The organism is Roseibium sp., from assembly GCF_051016195.1.
Classification (GTDB): Bacteria; Pseudomonadota; Alphaproteobacteria; order Rhizobiales; family Stappiaceae; genus Roseibium.
In genome coordinates this window covers 1,901,895-1,925,478 of sequence record NZ_CP134616.1, presented here as the reverse complement: position 1 = coordinate 1,925,478, position 23,584 = coordinate 1,901,895, and the positions used below count along the sequence as shown (strand labels likewise).

Annotated in this window: 21 protein-coding genes; 8 read left to right on the top strand and 13 right to left on the bottom strand. The window is 59.4% G+C overall.

The features are described from left to right. The first annotated feature begins 8 nt into the window (after positions 1 to 8). The gene (locus RDA78_RS08935) at positions 9 to 692 is read left to right on the top strand and encodes a hypothetical protein (protein WP_434054971.1); all 684 of its coding nucleotides are present in this window, start codon (positions 9 to 11) and stop codon (positions 690 to 692) included. Between the two features lie 10 nt (positions 693 to 702). Here RDA78_RS08935 and RDA78_RS08930 read toward each other — a convergent pair whose 3' ends face one another. The 6 genes from RDA78_RS08930 to RDA78_RS08905 form a co-directional block, all read right to left on the bottom strand. Then, positions 703 to 2,124 (bottom strand): sulfatase-like hydrolase/transferase, encoded by a 1,422-nt coding sequence (locus RDA78_RS08930; protein WP_434054970.1) that lies wholly within the window; start codon positions 2,122 to 2,124, stop codon positions 703 to 705. A 254-nt stretch (positions 2,125 to 2,378) separates the two neighbouring features. After that, entirely contained in the window at positions 2,379 to 3,794 is a 1,416-nt protein-coding gene (locus RDA78_RS08925) for a sulfatase-like hydrolase/transferase (protein ID WP_434054969.1), read from the bottom strand. Between the two features lie 271 nt (positions 3,795 to 4,065). Continuing rightward, on the bottom strand, positions 4,066 to 4,578 hold the full coding sequence (gene folK / locus RDA78_RS08920; protein ID WP_434054968.1) for a 2-amino-4-hydroxy-6-hydroxymethyldihydropteridine diphosphokinase: 513 nt from the start codon (positions 4,576 to 4,578) through the stop codon (positions 4,066 to 4,068). Position 4,579: 1 nt separating this feature from the next. Then, on the bottom strand, positions 4,580 to 5,398 hold the full coding sequence (folP, locus tag RDA78_RS08915) for a dihydropteroate synthase (protein ID WP_434054967.1): 819 nt from the start codon (positions 5,396 to 5,398) through the stop codon (positions 4,580 to 4,582). Between the two features lie 117 nt (positions 5,399 to 5,515). After that, positions 5,516 to 6,727: a multidrug effflux MFS transporter gene (locus tag RDA78_RS08910; RefSeq protein WP_434054966.1), complete on the bottom strand. Its 1,212-nt coding sequence runs from the start codon at positions 6,725 to 6,727 to the stop codon at positions 5,516 to 5,518. Beyond that, complete coding sequence (locus RDA78_RS08905; protein WP_434054965.1) at positions 6,724 to 7,185, bottom strand: MarR family winged helix-turn-helix transcriptional regulator; 462 nt, start codon at positions 7,183 to 7,185, stop codon at positions 6,724 to 6,726. The genes RDA78_RS08910 and RDA78_RS08905 overlap by 4 nt, the downstream gene beginning before the upstream one ends. A gap of 242 nt (positions 7,186 to 7,427) precedes the next feature. Here RDA78_RS08905 and typA point away from each other — a divergent pair, with 242 nt between their 5' ends. The 4 genes from typA (at position 7,428) to iaaH (ending at position 13,488) form a co-directional block, all read left to right on the top strand. Further along, entirely contained in the window at positions 7,428 to 9,251 is a 1,824-nt protein-coding gene (typA, locus tag RDA78_RS08900; protein ID WP_434054964.1) for a translational GTPase TypA, read from the top strand. 775 nt (positions 9,252 to 10,026) lie between these two features. Next, the gene (locus RDA78_RS08895; RefSeq protein WP_434054963.1) at positions 10,027 to 11,079 is read left to right on the top strand and encodes a MaoC family dehydratase; all 1,053 of its coding nucleotides are present in this window, start codon (positions 10,027 to 10,029) and stop codon (positions 11,077 to 11,079) included. A gap of 75 nt (positions 11,080 to 11,154) precedes the next feature. Beyond that, positions 11,155 to 11,928, top strand: coding sequence for a helix-turn-helix transcriptional regulator (locus tag RDA78_RS08890; protein WP_434054962.1), 774 nt, complete (start codon positions 11,155 to 11,157; stop codon positions 11,926 to 11,928). An 84-nt stretch (positions 11,929 to 12,012) separates the two neighbouring features. Next, positions 12,013 to 13,488, top strand: coding sequence for an indoleacetamide hydrolase (gene iaaH, locus RDA78_RS08885; RefSeq protein WP_434054961.1), 1,476 nt, complete (start codon positions 12,013 to 12,015; stop codon positions 13,486 to 13,488). Between the two features lie 71 nt (positions 13,489 to 13,559). Here the strand turns inward: iaaH and RDA78_RS08880 are convergent, their stop codons facing one another. The 3 genes from RDA78_RS08880 to RDA78_RS08870 form a co-directional block, all read right to left on the bottom strand. Beyond that, complete coding sequence (locus tag RDA78_RS08880) at positions 13,560 to 14,822, bottom strand: L,D-transpeptidase family protein (protein WP_434054960.1); 1,263 nt, start codon at positions 14,820 to 14,822, stop codon at positions 13,560 to 13,562. Between the two features lie 310 nt (positions 14,823 to 15,132). Beyond that, positions 15,133 to 16,092, bottom strand: a complete 960-nt coding sequence (locus RDA78_RS08875) for an acetyl-CoA carboxylase carboxyltransferase subunit alpha (RefSeq protein WP_434054959.1) — start codon at positions 16,090 to 16,092, stop codon at positions 15,133 to 15,135. 171 nt (positions 16,093 to 16,263) lie between these two features. Then, on the bottom strand, positions 16,264 to 17,094 hold the full coding sequence (locus RDA78_RS08870; protein WP_434054958.1) for a DUF3108 domain-containing protein: 831 nt from the start codon (positions 17,092 to 17,094) through the stop codon (positions 16,264 to 16,266). Positions 17,095 to 17,437: 343 nt separating this feature from the next. Between RDA78_RS08870 and rpmB the strand changes: the two genes are divergently transcribed. After that, on the top strand, positions 17,438 to 17,734 hold the full coding sequence (rpmB, locus tag RDA78_RS08865) for a 50S ribosomal protein L28 (protein ID WP_306141961.1): 297 nt from the start codon (positions 17,438 to 17,440) through the stop codon (positions 17,732 to 17,734). Between the two features lie 24 nt (positions 17,735 to 17,758). Then, positions 17,759 to 18,445, top strand: a complete 687-nt coding sequence (locus tag RDA78_RS08860; RefSeq protein WP_434054957.1) for a queuosine precursor transporter — start codon at positions 17,759 to 17,761, stop codon at positions 18,443 to 18,445. Between the two features lie 23 nt (positions 18,446 to 18,468). Here the strand turns inward: RDA78_RS08860 and RDA78_RS08855 are convergent, their stop codons facing one another. The 4 genes from RDA78_RS08855 to RDA78_RS08840 all read right to left on the bottom strand — a co-directional run bounded on the left by RDA78_RS08855 (position 18,469) and on the right by RDA78_RS08840 (position 23,078). Then, positions 18,469 to 19,497: an esterase-like activity of phytase family protein gene (locus RDA78_RS08855; protein ID WP_434054956.1), complete on the bottom strand. Its 1,029-nt coding sequence runs from the start codon at positions 19,495 to 19,497 to the stop codon at positions 18,469 to 18,471. A 26-nt stretch (positions 19,498 to 19,523) separates the two neighbouring features. Beyond that, positions 19,524 to 21,428, bottom strand: coding sequence for a cobaltochelatase subunit CobT (cobT, locus tag RDA78_RS08850; RefSeq protein WP_434054955.1), 1,905 nt, complete (start codon positions 21,426 to 21,428; stop codon positions 19,524 to 19,526). A 7-nt stretch (positions 21,429 to 21,435) separates the two neighbouring features. After that, on the bottom strand, positions 21,436 to 22,422 hold the full coding sequence (cobS, locus tag RDA78_RS08845; protein ID WP_434054954.1) for a cobaltochelatase subunit CobS: 987 nt from the start codon (positions 22,420 to 22,422) through the stop codon (positions 21,436 to 21,438). A gap of 65 nt (positions 22,423 to 22,487) precedes the next feature. Next, positions 22,488 to 23,078 (bottom strand): DnaJ domain-containing protein, encoded by a 591-nt coding sequence (locus tag RDA78_RS08840; RefSeq protein ID WP_434054953.1) that lies wholly within the window; start codon positions 23,076 to 23,078, stop codon positions 22,488 to 22,490. Here RDA78_RS08840 and RDA78_RS08835 point away from each other — a divergent pair. Beyond that, positions 23,077 to 23,514, top strand: a complete 438-nt coding sequence (locus tag RDA78_RS08835) for a BolA family protein (RefSeq protein ID WP_434054952.1) — start codon at positions 23,077 to 23,079, stop codon at positions 23,512 to 23,514. The genes RDA78_RS08840 and RDA78_RS08835 overlap by 2 nt on opposite strands. The last annotated feature ends 70 nt before the right edge of the window (positions 23,515 to 23,584 follow it).

Sequence of the window (23,584 nt, the reverse complement as noted above, 5' to 3'; positions counted from 1 at the left end):
AAACACGGATGCAGGAACCGGCGCTCGAGAAACTGAACGAGGATCTCGCGAAGGCCGGTTTCTTGCTGCTGGGCAGTTTTCGACCATCTCCTGAAGACGGTGTTCCTGACCGCTCCGACGGCTCACCGGCAAGGGACCTGCTGCTGGTTGGCAGCACCGGCCCATCCCTCTGGGGGCGACTCACATCGGCCCCGGAGTATCAGGACGGCACCCCGCATCCGATGGACCGGTACACGAAGCGGGCACTGACCCATCTGGCCGCTGGGCACGGCCTTGAAGCCCTGTTTTCCTTCAAGGGGCCACCCTATTTTCCCTTCCAGCAATGGGCGCTCAAATGCGGAGGCTTTTCCCAAAGTCCTCTGGGAGTGCTGGCCCATGAAACATACGGTCCGTGGACGGGGTTCCGAGCCGCGTTTCTGTCAGCCGAACCGCTCGCCGGGTTGGAACAATCCATGCGGACCGGGCCCTGTGAAACCTGCCTGGACAAGCCCTGTCTCACAGCCTGCCCGGTGAACGCCATCACAGTCGAAACCGGCTACAACGTGTCGGCTTGCAAGAGCCATCTTCAAAAAAGCCCGGAATTCGCGTGCTGGTCAGGCTGCCTGGCGCGGCATGCCTGCCCTTATGGCGAAGATCACAAACCGCACCCGCAAAACGCACTGTTCCACATGAAGAGCTTCGCGGGACTCTAGGCTACGAACCCTAGTTTCGAAGCTTCGCGTTCGACCCTGCCTTTGCTGCCGCAATCTTGTCCGCCGATGAGGCATCCAACGATTTCAGATGAAGCCAGGCGACCTTCCCGGCTTCGAATTGGTTCCGGCCCCGCCGCGTCCAGACCGGCGGATGATGATCTCCGACGATCAGGATCTCAAGGCCCTTCAGTTTCGGGTTCAGCGCGATCCGGCGGACACGATGAAACACATCCATCCACATTTCGGTCAGGCTGCAGACGGTCCGGTCCCCGAAGGGCCCGCCGGTCTCGCAATCCAGCCTCGGTGTCGCCGCACCCGCCTCGATCGGAATGTGGGTGTTGAGCGTCAGCCAATATGCAAATTTCGGCTGTCCAGCACGGTCCTCCAGAAACGCCTCGACCGCGTCTGCGACATCGTCATCGCATAGCCCCTTGAACGTGAGTCCGCAGGTTCTCGTGCGGGTGGTCTTCTCCGTTTTTCCGATGGTTTCCATGAAATGAACGCTGTCGAAGCCCACTTTCGGATACCAGTCGGTTCGGTTGAAGAAACGCCCCCAATAGGCGTGAAACGAGGCTGTTTCATAGCCTTCTGCGCGATACCTTGCCGGCAGGCAGTCATATGCCGTTTTGTCCCGAAAATCCCGGTGATCGCCCCAGTGGGTGCACAATTCACGCGCTTCGGCGGCGGTCGTGGAACTGTAATAGGGACTGGTACCTGTTGTAACGTCGAACGAAGACTGGATTTGGGCTGTCTCGAAAACATCCCACAAAAGGTCTTGATGAAGAGGGTTGGACATCGCTCCCATTCCCTCCACCATGACGATCAGAACGTCTCCTTTCCTACCGTCACGGCCTGGAGTATCGAGCCCGGTCTGAAGGGTCGCGGAAGTGACTTCCGGAGGTTTGGGGAAAAACATTGCGGCAAACAGCTTTGTCGGCGGATTGAAAGTGAGGTCAATTGCAAAGACAACACAGAAGGCCAGAAACGCCGGAACAAGACTGACGGTTTTGAACATATCGCGATGTCGCACAAGCAGGTGGATGTACAGCCAGGCGACGAAAATCAGAGAGGCGGCCACGATGATGTATCCTGAAAAGGAAAAAAGACTGAGCGAGGGAAGATGGCCTAGTGAGTCAACAACCAAAGATGGTGGAAGGCCAAAAATCCCGGAAACAACAAATACGACGTCGAATACGAATATTAATATCGCAAACGAAATAAACACGAATACATTCATCTGAAAGCTTACAATTGCCAATAAAAAATATAGCAATATTGGAAAGAATCTCATGGGGCATACGAAAAAAGATAATATCAAGTATGGAATATTCGGTAGAATCGCCGCCAATAAAGCAAAGTATATCGAATTCGTGGAGAAAAGAACCCCTGGAGTAGAGTTTCTTGCTTCGCGATAAGAACTTGTATTGGTCATAGCTTGCCCCAAGGCGCAAGTCCCCCGACAACCAGAGGTTTAAACGCCTGAAATTAAGGGATCGTTATCAGGGTTGGATCAGGCCCAAGAAAGGGGGCACACCGTCCTGGTTCGATCAGTTTGAAAGTGAGTTCGGTGCCGCGCAGCCCTGGCCGTTCCCGCAAGCGGCCAGGATACGAATGTCCAATGGCAAGGACCGCGTGCAGCTACCTGAATTGCGCCGGCGCGAAGAGAGGGTTTCGCCGGTCGCCGGATTACAGTCCGGGTCCTGACTTGGCGGCGGCCAGACGGTCAGCCGGCGGGGTATCCAACGGCGCGAGATGCAGCCAGGCGACCTGAGCAGGCTGAAAGAGATGCCTCGCCTTGCGGGTGAACAGGGGAGGATGATGGTCACCGACAAGGAGGATTTCAGTCTTCTTCAGCTTCTCGTTCAAGGCGATCTCCTGAACCAGATGGGAAATGTTCAACCACTGTTCGCTCATCCGGCAGAGCTCGACATCTCCGAACACGCCTCCGTCATCACAAGCCAGTCGTTCCGGAACTTCTCCCGGCATCACCGGCTTGTGCGAATTGAGCGTCAACCAGTAGACGAACCTCGGCAGGTGTTCGTCACTTGTAAGATACGCTTCCACGGACCTTGCGACATCTGAATCGCACAGCCCCTTGAAGGTCATGCCGCACCAGGGAAGGTCCTTGTCCGCCTTCAACCCGACCCGTTCCTCGAGAAAGTACAGCTCCTGAAATCCTATTTTCGGGAACCAGTCATTTCGCTCGAAAAATCTTTCCGTGAAGGCGTGGAACGCCGCGGTCTTGTAACCGGCAGCCAACGCGCGGTGAGGCAGGCAATCGGTCATGTCCTTGTCGCGAAAATCTCTGTAGTCAGCCTTCAAATTGCACAACTCACGCGCTTCGCCGCTTGTCGTCGAGCCGAAATAGAGTGCGGTTCCCTGGGTGACCGCGTATTTCTCGCGAATGGGGGCACCAAGCAGCGGCCCCCATACGATGTCCTGATATGCGCGCGACGAAAAGGCACCCAAGCCTTCGACCATCACGATCAGCAGGTCGCGATGTTCAGTGGTTTTCGCGAATTGCGCAAACCCGGTTTTGAAGCTCGCGGCATCCTCGATTGGCTCGAAGGTTTCCGCCAGCTGCAGTTTCAGCTGCATCACATCCTTTGGTGGTGAATTGATCAGGAAGTCGGCAGCACCGGCGATGATCGCGACAATCAGGACAGGAAAAAGCGAAATCCGGTCGCGGCTTTTCTTCAGGCCAATCACGGACCTGTAGGTCATCAGAAGTGTCACGAGCAGAAGGCCGAGAACGGCCATGTACGTGAGCGATTGCGTCAAACTCAATTCAAGTAAAAATTGTAGTGAGTCCAGAAGCATCGGCAAAGGTATCTGAAAGAAGTTCGACACGAACACTGCGGCATCCAGATATATGGCCACAAATAAAAGAAATAAGAAAACAAATCTATTCAAAAATAACCCTGTTATACACACAAATGCCGTGAGAAATATAAATACGTTTCTCGGTGAGCTGTAGTAATAACTTGCAAGTATGTAAATTATATTCGCATATAAAAGCGGTATAATCGCGAAATATATCGATTCTTTTGAAAAAAGTCTATTTTTGATAAAAAACTCAATTTTAAGTGATAAATTATTCATTGAATTGATCTCACGCCCCACATGATTGTAAGGCGGTTGTAGCAATCCAGAATTTAAACAAGGGTAAATTCTACAAAAAATTGCAAACGCTAAAAGTGTAAATTACAACCCAATAACGTAGCGGAAGGCTTTAACACGTTAGCAAATATCGCGAACTCGGCGCGCTAATCGCGGCGCAGGCAGGAGACAATTCAAGAGGGTGCCCAGGCCCTTCCAAAGAGCCGGTACAGTGCAGATACCGGCAATCTGCGGAAATTGGAATAAGGAAGTCTCAACCGATCCGGACAACACCGTCCTGGTCCGGGCAGGTTGAAAGCGCATCAAGCGCCGTGCGGCCATCACCGAGCGGTGCGTCGGGCCAGATTTCCGCAAGCGGGATAAGTACAAATGCACGGTCGCCCATGCGCGGATGCGGCACGTCGAGATTGTCTTCCTGCACTTTCCGGACGCCGTATATCAAGAGATCGACATCAATGATCCGGGGCCCCCAGCGTATGTCGCGGACGCGGCCGAGCTCCTTTTCGACACCCAGGCATCGCTGCAGCAGATCCTGCGGGCTCAAATAGCTGTCCACCACAACACAGATATTGATGTAGTCGTCCTGTGGAACCGGTCCCCACGGCGGCGTCCGGTAGTTCGCGGAACGCGCGACCAGCGTGACGCCCTCTGTCTCTTCAAGCAGACGCACGGCTGCATCGAGATTGGCCTTTGGATCGCCAAGGTTGGAGCCAAGCCCGAGCGCGCATCGCGTCGGAGCATCGGGGGCGGTATCGGAGAATGTCATTTCAGAAAGGGGTCCGTTCAAGTCGTATTGCGTCCAGCATACGCACGCAATCGGCATGTGGACCGACATCATGCGCGCGTACAATCGCCGCCCCTTTCGAAAGTGCGGTCATGTGAACGGCTATTGATCCGAAAAGCCGGTCGTCGGTTTCCACATTGAGAACCGCGCCGATCATGCGTTTGCGCGAAGCGCCTGCAAGGATCGGCCTGCCGTGTTTCTTGAGCTCATCAAACCGGTTGAGGATGAGAAAGTTCTGATCGATCGTCTTGCCGAACCCGAAACCGGGATCGAGAATCTGCTTGTTTTCCGGAATACCCGCAGTCTGCGCCAGCCGGAGCGACGTCTCGAAGAAACGGTCGATATCGCTCAGGATATCGATGGATCCGTCCGCCTTATCGCGATTGTGCATCATCACCACATGCGCACCCGCTTCGGCAACCGTATCGGCCATTTGCGGATCCCGCTGCAGGCCCCAGACATCATTGACGATCACGGCGCCGGCTGCACAGGCCCGCCGGGCGATCTCCGCCTTGTAGGTGTCGATGGAAACCGCTGTGCCCAGATCGCAGACCGGGTCCAGCACCGGCGCAAGCCGCCGCCATTCATCTTCCAGAACAACGGGCTCGGACCCCGGGCGCGTGCTCTCCGCACCGATATCCAGAATGTCGGCCTTTTCAGCGATCATGGCCTGTGCATGCGCCAGCGCAGCCTGTTCTTCATTGTGCCGCCCTCCGTCCGAAAACGAGTCGGGCGTGACATTCAATATGCCCATCACATGCGCACGGCCCACCGGCAGCGCGTAACTTGCGGCCTTCGCCATCGGGAGATCCCTCTTTTGTCTCGCTGGACTGATGCCTTTTCGAAGGCGAGGCGTCAAGCGGACGCGGCCACCCCTTCCGAAAATTGCGGGTATGCCGAAGACGTTTTGGCCGGTCGGCTATTCGGCAGGTGCGAAGTCCACCGCCCTGTTCTTGAAATGCAGATGCAGCAGGATACCGGCGATCGGCATGATGGGCAGAACCGTGGCAAGCCCGACCAGAGGATCGCCGAGTGCCGCAACAATGAGACCGGCAACGATACCGCCGCCGAATTGCATGAAGCCCGTCATGGCCGAAGCAGCGCCGGCGATATTGGGGAACGGCGCCAGGGAATCGGTGAAGCTTGCGGGCAGAACGAAAGCCAGAGCGAAGACGAACAGCGCCACCGGCCCCATGACCGTCGCAACCGTCGGTTCCATCGTCAGGGTCAGGACGCACATCAGGGTCGAAGAGACCACCCAGAGCATCATGCCGACCGGAACAAGCCGGCGCGCTTCCACCACCTTGAGCAGCCTGCCCGTGACGATCGTGCCAACAATGAAAGAGCCGGACTGGATGATCATGGCCATGCCGAACTGCGACGGCGACAAACCGACATTGTTCATCAGGACGAAAGGCAGAACATTTGCCAGAGCGTAGAGACCACCGAGCCCGCATCCGATCAGAATGCTCGGCGCAAGAAACCGCGGGTCTTTCAGAAGCGTCGCATAGTTCGTGACAAGCTGCGCGGGATTGAGATGATGCAGGCCCGGACTGGGATTTGTCTCCACTTGAAAGGCGGCAACGCAGACCATCAGCACGGCCCCGTAGATCACCATGCACCAGAACACTTCCCGCCAGCTGAAAATCTCCAGAACGAAGCCGCCGATTGTCGGCGACACGGCGGGTCCCAGGGCCAGCATCATCGCAATCGTGTTCATGATGCGCGCCGACGCCTGCCCCGTAAACTGGTCGCGCACGATTGCGCGCGAAACCGAGATGCCGACCGCCGCGCCGATCCCCTGCAGCGTGCGCGCCACGACCATGAATTCGACGGTCGGCGCGAAGGTCGCCAGGAAACTGGAGGCAAGGTAAAGACTGAGGAAGGCGAGTGTGGCGCGCTTGCGTCCGAAAGCGTCGGAAAGCGGTCCGCATATCAGCTGTGCGACCGCAAACCCGGCGAAATAGGCGGTCAGCGTCAGCTTGATCGCCGCTTCGTTCGTGCCGAAAACCGCCACCAGCGCCGGCATCGCTGGCGTGTAAAGCGCCATCGAAATCGGTCCGATGGCAACCAGCGCTGCGCCCAGAAGGGACGTGCGCCGTGCACTCATGATGGCTTTTTGAGCGATCACTTTCGCCGCCCCTGAAGATCCTCGGAGATCAGGCTGTCCTTCATCACCTGAAGCAGCGTTTCCAGAACCTCCCTGTCCGCTTCGGCAATGTTCTCAAGCGCCGTCGCGCGCACCGACTGCAACGCGGTTCCGATCCGCTGAAGAAGGGGGTCGGCTTCAGCCGTCAGTTCAACCAGTTTTGCGCGTTTGTCGCGCGGGTCCGGACAACGTCGGATCAGGCCTGCGCGTTCCAGGGAATCCAGATAGCCGACCAGTGTCATGGGTTCGACAAACATGATGTCGGCAAGCGCGGCCTGGCGGTGCCCCGGATTGCGCCACACGTAGAACAGGGTGCGCGCCTCGCCGACGGTCAGCCCGGTCTCGACATCGGCAAGCGCGGCCTCGAAGCGCCGCCTGAGCATGCGCGCGAGATCGACGACCAGCATTGTGACGCTTACATTCGGGTAGGCGATCGTCATGAAAACCAGCAGCTTTGATTAATAAGGTTTCCTTACGAATTAGAGCCTTGGGACGAAACTGTCAATGGCGGGCCGCATGACGTGGACCACATGTGATCCTCTGCATAACTGCATTGCATTGCACAATTGCCGCTGTCCACGTATAAAGGCGCCAAATTCGGCTCATGTGCCGATCCCAGAATTAATTTGTCCAGGCAGACTGCGGGTCCCAATCGGGCCCGCTCTGTCTTTTGGAGCCACTCATGAAACTTCGCAACATTGCCATCATCGCGCACGTTGACCATGGCAAGACAACCCTGATCGACGTCCTGCTCAAGCAATCCGGCGCGTTCCGTGACAACCAGCGCACGGAAGAGCGGATGATGGATTCCAACGACATCGAACGCGAGCGCGGCATCACCATCCTGGCGAAGGTCACCTCGCTGGTCTGGAAAGACACACGCATCAACATCGTCGATACACCGGGCCATGCGGATTTCGGCGGCGAGGTTGAGCGTATCCTTCACATGGTGGATGGCGTGATCCTGCTGGTCGACGCCGCCGAGGGGCCGATGCCGCAGACAAAGTTCGTGCTTGGCAAGGCCTTGAAGCTCGGTCTCAAGCCGATTGTCGCGATCAACAAGATCGACAAGCCGGAACAGCGCGCAGACGAGGTTCTGGACGAAGTGTTCGACCTCTTTGCCGCCCTCGACGCCAACGAGGACCAGCTCGACTTCCCAGTTCTCTATGGCTCGGCAAAGCAGGAATGGATGGCCGAAGAGCCGGACGGACCGCAGGACAACATGGATCCGCTGTTCGACATGGTGCTGGACAAGGTCGCGCCGCCGGAAGCCGATCCGGGCGAATTCCGCATGCTGGCAACCACGATCGAGTCCGACCCTTTCCTTGGTCGCATCCTGACCGGGCGCGTTGTCTCCGGCACGGCCGTGCCGAACATGCCGATCAGAGCGCTGGCCCGCGACGGCAGCCAGGTGGAAGCCGGCCGCGTCTCCAAGATCCTCGCTTTCCGCGGCCTGGAACGGCAGCCGATCGAACAGGGCGAGGCAGGCGACATCGTTGCCATTGCCGGCATGACCAAGGCGACAGTTGCCGATACCCTGTGCGCACCGGGCATTGATGAACCGCTCCAGGCCCAGCCGATCGATCCGCCGACGCTGTCCATGACCTTCCGCGTCAATGACAGTCCGCTGGCCGGAACCGAGGGCTCAAAGGTCCAGTCCCGCGTGATCCGCGAAAGGCTGATGAAGGAAGCTGAAGGCAACGTTGCCCTGAAGGTTGAAGACACCGACGAGCCCGACGCGTTCATCGTGTCCGGGCGCGGCGAATTGCTGCTGGCGATCCTGATCGAGAACATGCGCCGCGAAGGCTTCGAACTCGGCGTCGGCCGCCCGCGCGTCGTCTACCAGTTTGACGCTGCCGGCAACCGCCTGGAGCCGATCGAGGAAGTCATCATCGACGTCGACGAGGAACACTCCGGAATCGTCGTTCAGAAACTGCAGGAGCGCAAAGCCGATCTTCTGGAAATGAAGCCGTCCGGGGGCGGACGGACGCGCCTGGTGTTCAACGCGCCGACGCGCGGCCTGATCGGTTACCAGGCCGAACTCCTCTCCGATACCCGTGGCACGGCCATCTTCAACCGCATCTTCCACGGTTACGAGGCCTACAAGGGGCCGATCCAGGGGCGTCATACGGGCGTGCTTCTGTCCAACGGCACAGGCGAGGCGGTTGCCTACGCACTTTTCAACCTGGAAGACCGCGGCCCGATGATGATCGATCCGGGCACGAAGGTTTATCCGGGCATGATTGTTGGCGAACACACGCGCGGCAATGATCTTGAGGTCAATGTCCTCAAGGGCAAGCAGCTCACCAACATCCGCTCGGCCGGCAAGGACGATGCGGTCAAGCTGACGACGCCGATGAAGCTGACGCTGGAAGCGGCGCTCTCCTACATCTCCGACGACGAACTGGTGGAAGTCACACCGTCGTCGATCCGGCTGCGCAAGGCCGAACTCGACCCGCATGCCCGCAAGCGTGCGGAACGGGCCGCCAACAAGGCATCGGCGTAACGCCGGACTTGCTCAAGAAAGTCGAAAAGCCCGGGCACTCGCCCGGGCTTTTTTTGCTACGCTCCCACCGTACTTGTCGTCCCGGTTTGCCGTGTGAGCGGCAAGACCGGGATCCAGTCCGCCGTATGGCCTGCGACCGTCCTCATCGTAAGGCCGAAGACTGGCGGGGCGGTCCGGTCAGGTGCAGGATTTTGGGAACGACCTCAACACGCTCCATCGTCACGCCGGGCGCACATCCTGACACCCGGAACCTGCGCCCCGGTGTACCGGAAGAGAAACCGGGCGATCCGACAGGTGCGTGCCTCCCCGATCCCGGCTCGCGCTGCGCTTGGCCGGGATGACAAAACCGCTAGCGAACCTTCCTCCACAGGGTCATGCCATGGCTTGACCATGGCATCCATACCGTTGCGTTTCCGATTGCGCGACGGTGCATCACCAAAACGTCACGGCATGGATTGCCAGATCCAGTCTGGCAATGACGATGGAGCGGTGTTGCAACTCTCAAGGCGCTCCGAACTCACAAGTATTGATAACAACAGTATCTGCGCATTCAGCCTCATCCCGAGGAAGCGCTGCGCGCTGTCTCGAAGGATGGGTTGCATACCCTGTGCGCAAGGTGCGGCTGCCGATTTGGACGGCCCAGAGTCAAGGCATCGCACATGCGTCTTCATTGAACAGGCCGGTCGATTTGCTCCCTACCCCCAACGTCTGACTTGCCTGTGTGCACTGCAATAGGCTCTAATCGCCGGCAACAAACCGGATCTGGGAGGGATCGTTGAGCAAGACCAATCGCGGCAATTTTTTCGAGGACTTCGAGATCGGCCAGGTGATCCGCCATGCGACGCCGCGCACCGTGACGGGCGGTGACCAGGCGCTTTACACCGCGCTTTACGGATCCCGGTTCGCCGTTCAGTCCTCCGATGCCTTCGCCCGCGCGCTCGGCTACGCCCATGCACCGCTGGATGATCTGCTGATCTTCCACATCGTCTTCGGCAAGACGGTTCCGGACATCTCGCTGAACGCCGTCGCCAATCTCGGCTATGCCGGCGGCCGCTTCCTGGCCCCCGTCTATCCCGGCGACACGCTGTCGACCATCTCCGAAGTGATCGGCAAGAAGGAAAATTCCAACGGCAAGACCGGTGTGGTCTACGTGCGCTCGACCGGCTACACCTCGACCGGGACGGAAGTCCTGGACTATGTGCGCTGGGTGATGGTCAACAAGCGCGACCCGGGATCTCCCGCACCGGATCCGGTCGTGCCGGACCTTCCGGCCGCCATCGACCCGCACGCGCTCGGCACGGCCGCACCGCTGCTCGACACCACGAACTGGGACAACGCCCTCGCAGGGTCGGAGTTCCGTTTCGGTGATTATGCAGTCGGGGAAAAGATCGATCACGTTGACGGCATGACCGTCGAGGAGGCCGAGCACCAGATAGCGACCCGCCTCTACCAGAACACGGCCAAGGTGCATTTCAACCAGCACACGGAGGCAAAGGGCCGCTTCGGGAAGCGCCTGATCTACGGCGGTCACGTTATTTCGCTGGCCCGCGCACTTTCCTTCAACGGTCTCGGCAATGCCTTCCACATCGCCGGCATCAACGGCGGCCGTCACGTTGCGCCATTGTTTTCCGGCGATACGGTCTATGCCTGGTCGGAGGTTCTTGATGCGTCCGAGATCGACGGACGCCAGGATGTCGGTGCGCTGCGCCTGCGCCTCGTGGCCACCAAGAACCGCCCGTGCAATGACTTCCCGCTCAAAAGCGCGGACGGCAAGTACGTGGACGACGTCATCCTCGACTTCGACTACTGGGCGCTGATGCCGAAATAGAGTTCCGTCCGGCGGGTTCCCTGAAGGTGACGGGACCGGCGTTCCCGGTTACCATGAGCACGAAGGAGGCCGGTCATGCTGACGACGCTTTCGGCAAGGGAAACGAACCTGGTGTTCGCCATCATGCAGGACATGGCCGCGATCCGGGAGGCGCGCGAGTTGCGGCTGCAACTGGGCGAACGCCTGCTCGACCTGTTTCAGGCCGACCACTTCGCGTCCTACATCTGGCAAAAGGATGCGGGAGACAGCAAGGGCGTTTTCCTCAACATGGACGAGAACAACCTTGCCGCCTATGAGACCCATTTCCAGTATTGCGACCCGATCACGCCGCGTTTCCGCATGCGCAGGCGTGCGACCCATCTGGACCAGGTGATTTCCCGCGACGATTTCCTGCGCACCGAGTTCTTCAACGACTTCCTGGCGCGCGACGGCTTGCGGCACGGAATGAATTTCCACGCTTATGCAGGTGCGAACCATCTGGGCGACCTGCGCATCTGGCGCGGGCGGGGCCGCGACACTTTTCAGGAGCGGGATCTGGAGTTGCTCGATGCCATCGGCACGGCATTCGGCAATGCGCTCACCAACCTTCGCCTTGAGGAAAACCGGCTTCGCGAAGCCGATCCGCGGAGACGCTTTCTGGCCTGGACCGAAAAACACGGACTGACGGCACGGGAAAGAGACGTGCTTGCGCTGCTGTGCAAGGGCAAACGGGATCGCGAGATGGCGGCCGATCTGGGCGTTTCGGCAACTACGGTAAGGTCGCATCTGAAGTCGATCTACCAAAAGTCGTGTACCGGAAGCCGGGCAGCGCTCCTGGCCAGCCTGAACGGGCCTCTCCCCCTGCAATAATCGGCCTCCCTCCTCATTTTGGAGGATGCGCACGCCAGATTTCCGCTGTTTCCTGTATCTGCTTCCAAAAGAAGGGGAACACAAATGACCAGGCTTATCCTACCGGGCCTTCTGGCAGCCGCAGCGTTGCTTTCCGCGCCTGCCGCCACCGCACAGGACATCACCGATCTGACCGCCGCCGAAGCGGCAAAGGCCATCGCGGACAAGAAACTCACCGCAGCAGAGCTTGTGAACGCGCTGATCGCAAAGACCGGAGACGATCCGGGCAACGTCTATATCAGCTTCGACAGCGAGGGTGCCGCAACGGCGGCTGCAGCAGCCGATGAACGCGTTGCTGCCGGGGACGGCCTCGGCCCGCTGCATGGCGTGCCGATTGTCGTGAAAGACAACATTGCATCCCAGGGATTGCCGACGACGGGCGGCACGCCCGCTCTGAAAAGCTGGATCCCGGCCGAAGACGCCCCTGTTCTTGCAAGGTTGCGGGATGCGGGCGCCATACTGATCGGCAAGACCAATCTGCATGAACTCGCCTTTGGCATCACCTCCAACAATGCCGCATTCGGCGCGGTCGCCAATGCCTATGATCCGGGACGCTTTGCGGGCGGGTCGAGCGGCGGGACGGGCGCAGCCATCGGAGCACGTCTGGCGCCGGCCGGACTTGGCACTGACACCGGTGGCTCCGTGCGCATACCGGCAGCCCTGAATGGTGTTTCAGGCCTGCGTCCGACGGTCGGCCGCTATCCGGCGGGCGGCATCATCCCGATCTCGGCAACGCGTGACACGGCGGGCCCGATTGCCCGCTCGGTGGCGGATCTGGCGCTGTTCGATGCGGTCATCACAGGCACCTCGGATGACGTTACGGCCGCGGATCTGACGGCCGTGCGTCTCGGCGTCCCGACGGTTCTGACCGAAAATCTCTCGCCAGAAACGGAGCGTTTGTTCAGGGAAGCACTCGTTACCCTGGAAAAAGCCGGGGTCACCCTGGTTGACGTTGATATCAGCAGTGAACTGGACCTTGCGGCCAAGGCCGGGTTCCCGATCGCCCTTTGGGAAGTCAAGCGAGACCTTGCCGCGTTCCTGAAATCGAGCGGCAGCGGGCTGACGCTGCAAGACGTCGCGGCCGGGGTCGCGAGCCCCGATGTCAAATTCGTCTTCGAAAACCTCGTGCTCGGCGATCAGGCCATCCCGGACGACGTCTATGCGGCTGCCATGACCGATCTCAGGCCATTGGTCCAGTCGGGTTACGCGGAAGTCTTTGCCGAAAACAGGCTGGACGCCCTCGTCTTCCCGACGACGCCGCTCGCCGCCCAGCCGATTTCAGGATCGGACATGACGGTCTCGCTCAACGGGGAAGACGTGCCGACATTCCAGACGTTCATCCGCAACACGGACCCCGGTTCGATTGCCGGCATTCCGGGCCTGTCGCTGCCGATTGGCCTGACGGCCGACGGATTGCCGGTTGGTCTCGAACTTGACGGACCGGCTTTCAGCGACCGGCATCTGCTCGCACTTGGCCTTGCGATCGAAGCGGCATTGCCGAAGATCCGGGCACCTAAGTAGATCCTGCGATTAGATGAGCAACCGGAAGTCAGTTTGACGTCTGGACATTGATCAAACCCTGGCCGATCCGGTCAGGGTTTTTCACCCGGAACCACGTCCGTGGTGATCGGACCGACGCCGGTTTCTTCCTCGGTTGTCTTGGATCCGAACGGAACCCAACGCTTCAGGAAACGTCCCGCGGCACTGCCGCTTGATTGTTCCTGAGGGGCAAACGCCGTTTCAACGGCTGCTGCGTCGTTTTCGCCCTGCGCATCGGTCGGTGCGCTTGCTGCTGCCACGGCACTTGCTGCGGCTTCGGAAGCTGGCTGGTCGGCGGGTGGGATTGTCGCTGTCGTGATTTCGGTCTCGTCCTCACCATTGCCAAAGACCTCAGCAATACGCTTGTTGCGTTCATCGCGGCGCTGCTGGCGCTCCTCGCGGGCATCGAAACGGGCAGCAAGCTGCTGGAACTTTTCGTTGTCCTTGCTCTGCTTGGAAGCCACGGCTGACGAAATACTCGGATGCACCTGGTACTCCGGACACTTGGCGCTGGCGCGGAACGGCACGCCTTCGACAAGCGTCGTCGCGTCAAATACATATTTCTTTTCGCAGACCGAGACTTTCGGCGGCGTCTGGGTCACCTCGAAATGATCATACCCGGTCTTGAGCATGTTCCAGTAATCGAGATGATCGCTGTCGCGGTGACGCGCCATGTTCTCCGGCGTCATGCGGAACGGAAATGCCTGCACCTGGAACGACTTCTGACCGCCCTTGAAACTTTCGCGGGCAAGAGCGTAGATGTCCTCGACCTGCTCGTCCGTCATGGCGTAACAGCCGCGCGAGGAGCAGGCGCCATGCACCATCAGATGAGAGCCGGTGCGGCCATGCGCGCGGTCGTACCTGTTCGGATAACCGAGATTGAACGCCAAGTGATAGCTTGAATTCGGATTCATCAGCGCAGGGGTGATTTCATAGAACCCCTCGGGAGCCTGACGATCGCCTTCCTTGAATTTCGGGCCCAGCTTGCCGGACCATTTGCAGATCTCGAATTCTTCAAGCTTCTTGTATTTGCCGGTTCGGGTCTGCTTCCAGACCTCAAGTTCCGATTCTTCCTTGAAGATGCGGATCATGATCGGCGACGTGGAGCTCATATTGAGGTCTGTCATCTTGCGCTTGATGCTTTCGCTGACAGGGCGCAGATGTTTCGGCCCGGCGCCGAATTCGTCGGCCTGACAGGCTGCCAGGACGCCGGCGGCAATCACCAGCGATCCGAGCCTTGCCGCTTTCCCGGCACCGTTCCCGGTGACCCGCTTCTGCAGTGCGGCTGGCGTTTTCAATCGGCGCCCAAAGACCATTTAACTATCCCGAACTGAGTGAAACCGGAAACGTGGGATCCAATTCCCGTACCGTCGTTTCTGGTTTCCTGCGTTTCGCCCCCGCGCAAAGGCTAGGGAATGTTAGTTGACGATAAGTTACTGAAACCCGCCTGCCCCTGCGAAGCAAATTCCGGTGATGCAAACAAAAACTGAGGCAATCGACGCTCCGATTGCCTTAACTGTGCCTGAATGCAGGCAGAATCTGGCCACACAATGGCAAAAATGCCTGCTTTTTCAATTGCAGGACCGAATCTGCCGCTGACTTTCTCGTGAAGATACGAAGTTAACCTCAGGTGAGTGTCCGGCCGATCGCGATGAATTTGTCACGTCTTTGCTTGCGAATTTCTTCGGGGCTCAGGCCGGACAGCTCTTCCAGAGCCGCCTCGATGGACTTGCCTGCAGTGTCGATGACAATCTCGCGGGCCCTGTGTGCACCCCCGACGGGCTCGACAATGATGTCGTCGATGACACCGAGCTGCTTCAGGTCCTGAGCCGTGATCTTGAGCGCGGTCGCCGCATCCTGCGCCTTGGCGCTGTCGCGCCAGAGAATGGAGGCCGCCCCCTCCGGCGAAATCACGGAATAGATTGCGTGCTCCATCATGAGCACCTTGTTCGCCGTGGCAATCGCGATCGCGCCGCCTGATCCGCCCTCGCCGATGACGACGGCAATGGAGGGCACGCCAAGTCCAAGGCCGACATCCGTGGAACGCGCAATCGCTTCCGACTGGCCGCGTTCCTCGGCACCGCGGCCCGGATAGGCGCCGGACGTGTCAACGAAACTGATCAGCGGAATACCGAAACGCTCGGCCAGTTCCATGATGCGCACGGCCTTGCGGTACCCTTCCGGGCGCACCATGCCGAAATTGTGCTTCAGGCGCGTGTCGGTGTCATGTCCCTTTTCCTGCGCGAGAACGGCAACCGAATGCCCCCGGAAACGGCCAATGCCGGCCAGCAGCGCATGGTCCTCGGCAAACTTCCGGTCCCCGGCCAGGGGCGTGAAATCCTCCACGAGGCCGGCCACGTAGTCGACTGCATGGGGCCGGTCCGGATGCCGGGCGACCAATGTCTTCTGCCAGGGCGTAAGCTTGGAATAAAGGTCCTGGAGCGTCTGGGCGGATTTTGCGTTGAGCCGCTCGATTTCACCGTCGACTTTGACTTCCTCGCCATCCTCGGCTGCGATCGCGCGCAGTTCCTGGATCTTGCCTTCAATATCCGCGACGGGCTTTTCGAACTCCAGATAGCTGTGCATGTACTTGTTTACCCGAAACAAACCGGCAGGCCGGCCTGCTGCAGACCGGTCCGGAAGACTGATTGTAAGGTGCGCGTGCGCCCCGACGGCGTAATGTGGAGCGCTGTATCAAGAGACGCAAGGGGGCGCAAGTCTCGGCCCCGATTGCGGCTTGCAATTTCCTCGGAGCTGTTAACGCGCGGCCTGGTCGCTGCCCGCTCCGTCAATGGTCAGCTTGCTTGCCTCGACGAGCAGCCGCCCGTTCTTGGTGTCGATGGCGATGCGGTACGGGATGAGCACATTGTCCCGGCCCATGGGAGCGATCCAGACTTCCATGTTCGCCTTTGCCATGTATTTCACCGACGCCTTGGAAGGACGATGTCCGGCCACCGGCACCCATCGCGCCTTGCAAACAACCACGGTTCCGTCATAGCCGCGCCCGGACACTTCTTTCGTGCCTTCGTAGCTGAGCTTGATGTCGAAGCGGGTCCATCCGTCAAAGATTGGGAGTTTCCGGGAACAGGCTTTCGGTCCGAAGCTGTCCTTCGACCGCTTGACCGGCATGAGTGCGGCGCTCAACGGATCGATCGCGTTCCGCTTGTGACGGTTGGTGATCTTGATCCGTTCCTTGTTCGGCTTGAACTGGGGCGCAACCTCCATAGAACGGATATTGCGCGAGCCCTGGTTCAGATTGACGTAAAAATCGAGATTGGCCGCCTGCGAAGCCATCCGGTACTTGGACGGCACGACCTTCGATCCGACCAGCCAGCCGGAGGCTTCCGCACCGCCTTTACCGGTCGAAAACAAGGTTCCGATACCAGCAGGCGCGACCGTGACCTTGGCCGAATAGGCATTCCCCTGCATCACGAGCGAAAGCGTTCCACGCCCGATTTTGAAGCCGGCAAGCGAAATTGAATAAACACCGCCGACGCTGTTCTTTTTCGCCTGAGCCGGCGAAACCAGCAGCGCGCCGGCTATCAATGGGAGGACGACGAGGCGTCCGAGTGACGACAGACCAAACACTTCAACAAACCTCCACGCTGCCCAGCCGGCAACGATCCGCGCCCCATGCCAATATGTTCCGTACAGTCAACACTAGCACGAATTTCGTCTCGGGAACTGCATCAATCATTCTAAATTATGGTAACTCAGTGGTTAACGCCCTGCACCTGTGCGAATAAAATCACAGAATCAGCTCCTCGGGCAGGACATGTCTTGACGTTCAAGCGCGCTGCCATTATAGCGGGGCAACTTTTTCCGAGAAATGCCGGAGACGATGTCGCCGGACCTAAGGTCCGCGCCGGTTCCGGTTTGGACTTGCTGGGTTCCATGTAACGGCCCAGCCACGAAAACAAAAGGTGATATCATGGCACGCCGTTGCGAACTCTCCGGCAAAGATGTGATGACGGGCAACAACGTCTCTCACGCAAACAACAAGTCCCGCCGCCGGTTCCTGCCGAACCTGTGCAATGTGTCTCTGCTGAGCGACACGCTTGGCGAAACCTTCAAGCTGCGCGTCAGCGCCCACGCCCTGCGCTCCGTTGAGCATCGCGGCGGGCTGGATGCATACCTTCTGAAAGCGTCCGACAGCCAGCTGTCAGATGCGGCCCGCAAGATCAAGGTCAGCATCAAGCGCAAGCAGGCCGAAGCGGCAGCTGCCTGATCCAACCCTTTCGGGGCAAATGAAATGACGGATACCCGGAGCTTCTCCGCGGGACATCACGCCATCGCGATTCTCGCGATGGCGCTTGTCGTTGCGGCCTCCAATTACCTAGTTCAGTTTCCGGTCGAGCATGTCGTCGGCGGCATCAATCTGGCCGACACCCTGACCTGGGGCGCGTTCACCTATCCGATTGCATTTCTCGTCACCGATCTGACCAACCGCCGCTTCGGTCCGTCTGCGGCGCGCAAGGTCGTCATTACAGGTTTTCTCCTGGCGATTGTTGTCCCGATGATCTTCTGGGCGTTCAACGAGGCCTTTACCACGCCGCGTATCCTGATTGCGTCCGGCACCGCCTTTCTGGTCGCCCAATTGCTGGACGTCACCATTTTCGACAAGCTGCGCCGCATGACCTGGTGGAAAGCACCCGTGGCGTCTTCGCTGATCGGTTCGGTGATCGATACGCTGCTTTTCTTCGGCATCGCCTTTTCGGCAAGCTTTGCTTTCGTGGACGCGCTTTTCGGCATGGAAGACGGCTCGCTGGCCTTCCCGGTGCCCTTCCTCGGCATCGGTGGCGAAACGGAAACCCTGCTCTGGGTCTCGCTTGCAGCCGGCGATCTCGTGGTCAAGATCCTGGTCGCGCTTGCGCTGCTCGCACCCTACCGGATCATTTTGAACATCGTCCAGCCAGCCCCTGAAGGTTCAGCGGCATAAATTCAGCCCGGAGACAGAAAGTTTCAATCCTCCAGCCGGAAACGCAGGAAAACGGTTCGCTGCAGCATGGACCGGTTGTCGTCCGAAAGCAGGGTCAGGATCGTTTCTCCGGCTGCAGTCTGATGCACGGCCAGGGCTTCCATGTTGTCGATCTGGTGTTCGAAACCGGCTTCCAGGATCACCTCGCCCGTCAGCAGCGCCCCTGCCTGGATCGAACCGGCCTCGAACCGGCGAAGCCTCAGACCGATCAGGTCACGCAAATTGAACCGGCGCTCCATGAGCAGGAAGTCGCCGTCGGGAAGAAAGGCGGCATCGGTCGCATCGAACCGGTCGTTGCGATCAATCGAAAAACGTTCGACACCGTCGGGCCTGATGATGAAGCCCGACAGATCATGCGCGTCGCTCTTGCTGGATTCGGAGACCGCAATCAGACTTCCCGCAAGCGGACTGCCATCCGGGCCGGCGGCGAGAGATTCAAGACCGGCATTGCGCGGCAGCAACTTGATGTCACCCGAAAGACCGAGTTGCCCGAGCATCCGTTCCTTGCCCGTCGCGAGTGGCCAGGGGTAGTGGTAGATCGCGTTCTGATATTCCGCACTTACGTATAAGCCGGAGGACGACAGCGTCAGGGCTTCGGTGTCATGGCCCCTCCGCGCACGCAGGGTTCGCCCGTTTTTCCCCAGGAGCGGCGCAAAGCGGACATCCTTTATGTCAACCGGGGTGCCGTCCTCTTCCTGCTCGACCGTTGCGCTAACCCAGTGGCCATTGTCCGTGACCGCAAGAAAGGCGTTACCCCCGTCAAGCGACAGCAGTCCGGAGAGCCCGCCGACCTTTCTGTCGGACGCCAGCAGCTCAAGACCACCCAGAAACGTGAGTTTGCCGAAAACCGGGTCATCATGACCGATATGAAAACTGTCGATCGCTCTGGTACGTGCTTTGACCGGTAGCCCTTCGCTCAGGACGTCCTGCGCCCGCGCGGCAGGTGCATCAAGGATGAAAGCGGTCAGGACCAGAAACAAAGCACCTGCGAAACTGGAACCGGAACGCCTCAAATGCTTCTGCCCTTCCGATCCGACACCTAGCGGCGACCGCCGCGCCGTCTGCTGTTGCCCTGCTGAGCCTGCTGGACCTCGTCGTCAAACAGATCCGCCAACTGGTCGGTCATCGCGCCGGCCAGTTCTTCCGCATCCACAATGGTCACGGCCCGGCGATAGTAGCGCGTGACATCGTGACCGATGCCGATCGCGATCAGTTCCACCGGAGAACGCGTTTCGATTTCCTCGATCACGTACCTGAGGTGGCGCTCAAGATAGTTCCCGGGATTGACCGACAAGGTGGTGTCGTCGACGGGTGCGCCGTCCGAGATCATCATCAGGATCCGGCGCTGCTCCGGCCGTCCGAGCAGACGCTCGTGGGCCCAAAGGAGCGCCTCGCCGTCGATATTCTCTTTCAGCAGGCCTTCGCGCATCATCAGCCCGAGATTGCGGCGCGCACGCCGCCAGGGAGCGTCCGCGGACTTGTAGATGATGTGACGCAGGTCGTTGAGCCGGCCCGGTGTCGGCGGTTTGCCCGCCCCGATCCAGCTTTCGCGCGACTGGCCGCCCTTCCAGGCCTTCGTCGTGAAGCCGAGGATTTCGACCTTCACTCCGCAGCGCTCCAGCGTCCGGGCAAGAATATCCGCGCAGGTGGCAGCAACCGTGATCGGGCGTCCGCGCATGGAACCGGAATTGTCGAGCAGCAGGGTCACGACCGTGTCGCGGAAATTGGTGTCCCGTTCCTGCTTGAACGCGAGCGGCGACATCGGATCGGTCACCGCACGCGTCAGCCTCGCGGTATCGAGAAGTCCTTCCTCCAGATCGAAATCCCATGCCCGGTTCTGTTGGGCCATGAGCTTGCGCTGCAGACGGTTGGCAAGCCGCGCGACTGCCCCCTGCAGATGCGTCAGCTGTTTGTCCAGGAAGCCGCGCAGACGGTCGAGCTCGGCCGTATCACACAGCTCCTCGGCGGTAACGGTCTCGTCAAACTGGTGCGTGAAGACCCGGTAATCCGTTTCCGGCCGGTTGGAAAAGGGCGTGTCCTGCCTGTCGCTTTCGCCAGGCTCTTCGGAATCCTGCGCCATGTCCTCTTCGGCGAAGTCTTCCATGTCCATGTCCGCGGCTTCGGTATCGCCCGCGTCCTGTTCCTCGCCGGACAGCTCCATTTCCTGCGGCGAGGCTTCCTGCTCACCGCTGTCGTTCTCGTCTTCGCCCGTTTCGGTCTCGTCGTTGTTGCCCTGGTCTTCGTTCTCTTCCGGATCGGTGTCCTGATCCTGGTCACCAAGGTCGTCGCCCATGTCGAGCGACTTGAGCACATCCCGGAAGCGGTTCGCGAAGGAACTCTGGTCCTCCACCTCGGACTGAAGAAGGTCGAGCTCGGACCCGGCCTTCTCCTCGACCCAGCCGCGCCACATGTCGACGAGGTTCCGCGCGCTTTCCGGCGGCTGTTCACCTGTCAGGCGTTCACGCACGATCAGGGATAGCGCGTCCTGAAGCGGTGCTTCATCGCGGCTTGCAATATCCGGCGCTCCCGATTTCCTGAACCGGTCGTCGAGCATGACGGCCAGGTTTTCGGCAACGCCCTGCATCCGGCGCGCACCGACGGCTTCGCATCGCGCCTGCTCCACGGCCTCGAAGATGGCCCTTGCTTCCGAGCCCTGTGGCAGGTTTTTCGAATGCACGGCCTTGTCGTGGCAGGCAATGCGCAACGCCATGGAATCCGACAAACCGCGCGTCACGGCGATATCGTGGGCGTTGACCTTGCGCGACGGCTCAGGCAGGCGCGCCGTCAGGCCGCTCAGACCCGGCCTGTCTCCGGAAAACAGCACTTCCAGTTCCGCCTCGCCGGAAATCGCGCGCATCGTGCCGCTGACCGATTGCTTGAACGGCTCGGTCGACGGTGCGGGCTTGTTGCCTGGCAGGGTGTTGTGCCCCGGACGCGGTGCCATCGGACCCTCAGCTCATCACGACGTTGACGGAGGATTCCGGCAGGTCTTCGCCAAAGCAGCGCTGATAGAATTCCGCAACGAGCGACTGTTCCATGTCATCGCACTTGTTGAGGAAGGTCAGGCGGAAGGCAAAACCGACATCGCCGAAGATTTCCGCGTTTTCAGCCCATGTGATTACCGTACGCGGGCTCATCACGGTCGAAAGGTCGCCGTTGATGAACGCATTCCGGGTCATGTCGGCCAGACGCACCATCTTCGAGACGGTGTTGCGTCCTTCCTCGGTCTGGAAGTTCTTGGCCTTCGACAGGACGATGTCCACCTCGTTGTCATGCGGCAGGTAGTTCAGCGTCGTCACGATCGACCAGCGGTCCATCTGCGCCTGGTTGATCTGCTGTGTGCCGTGATAGAGCCCGGACGTATCGCCGAGACCCACGGTGTTCGCCGTCGCAAACAGCCGGAAGGCGGCATGGGGCCGGATGACCCGGCTCTGGTCGAGCAATGTCAGACGCCCGGATGATTCCAGAATGCGCTGGATCACGAACATCACGTCCGGCCGGCCGGCATCATATTCATCGAACACGAGCGCGACATTGTGCTGGTAGGCCCAGGGCAGGATGCCGTCCTTGAACTCGGTAACCTGCTGGCCTTCCTTGATCACGATCGCGTCCTTGCCGACGAGATCGATACGCGAGATATGGCTATCGAGGTTGACGCGGATACACGGCCAGTTCAGGCGCGCCGCCACCTGTTCGATATGAGTCGACTTGCCGGTGCCGTGATAGCCGGTGACCATGACACGGCGGTTATGTGCGAAGCCGGCCAGGATCGCAAGAGTGGTCGCACGGTCGAACAGGTAGTCGTCGTCACGCTCCGGCACATGTTCTGACGGCGTGGAGAATGCAGGCACCTTGAGGCTGGATGTGAATCCGAACACCTCTTCAACAGAAACCTCGGTGTCCGGCGTTGCCATAGCCGCAGTCGTCGTCTCAGTCATCAGTCCTCCGAAGTCCCGGATACCGGGAAGGATCAATTGGGAAAAGCCGGCAGGGAGCTACCGCTTTAAAGGAAACCAGCCTTTTTCAGGACGTTGTAGGCCTGAATGATCTCCCTCAGTCGGTCTTCGGAAGATCGGTCGCCGCCATTTGCGTCCGGATGATTCAATTTTACAAGCTCCTTATAGCGCGCTTTTATTTCCGCGCCACGGGCTGTGTAAGGCAGATTGAGCACATCCAGGGACCGTTTTTCAAGCGTTAGTAGCTTTCGCTGGCGAGGTTGTCGCACCTGTTCGGCGCACTGGCGGGCGCGGCCGCGCATTTGTGCACGCGGATCATGGCCGTCGGGACCGTCCGCGGCCTGCTTGTTCACGCCCATTTTCCAGGTCGGCCGATGGCCGGTCAGACTGTCTTTCTGGTAGGACCGGACGTCGTCGTCACCCATTCCGACAAAATAGTTGTAGGACTTGTTGTACTCTCTGACGTGATCGACACAGAAGTTGAAATACTGCCCTTCCCTGTCGCGCCCTTTCGGCGCCCGGTGCATGCCCGGCCGCTTGCAGCCGGGGTGATCACATACCGGATGTGTGTCCTCCGCGGCGCGCTCTTTGTCCGGCTTCACCCGGATACTGTCGAAAAGTTTTGAGTCAAGTTTCATGCGGTCGAATATCGAACTCTATCTGTTGGCGGGCAACCCGCCGGGTGTTGCATTTCCCCGGTGTCCAAAGCTAATTTCCGCTGCCGTCACCCGGGCGAAGCAGAACAGCCTGACACTTTATCAGGCCTCGCCGAACCGGCAAAGACTTGACATTTCAAACTCTGACCACACGTTGGCCGATATGAGCACAAAAGACACGATTACTGCCAAGTTGACGAAAGCCTTTTCGCCGGAAACCCTGAACGTGATTGACGAATCCGAGCAGCACAGGGGTCATGGCGGCTGGCGCGAAGGTGGCGAAACCCATTTCAGGGTTCAAATTGCCGCGAAGTCTTTCGAGGGAATGAACCGCGTCGCGCAGCACAGAGCCATCAACGAGGCCCTGTCCGAGGAGTTCGAAAACGGCGTGCATGCGCTTGCCATAGAGGTCAGATGACGAGCGGCGCACGCATCGGCTCATCGGCAATTTTGCGCGTACATCTTCAAATTCCGGCCCAAATGTGCTA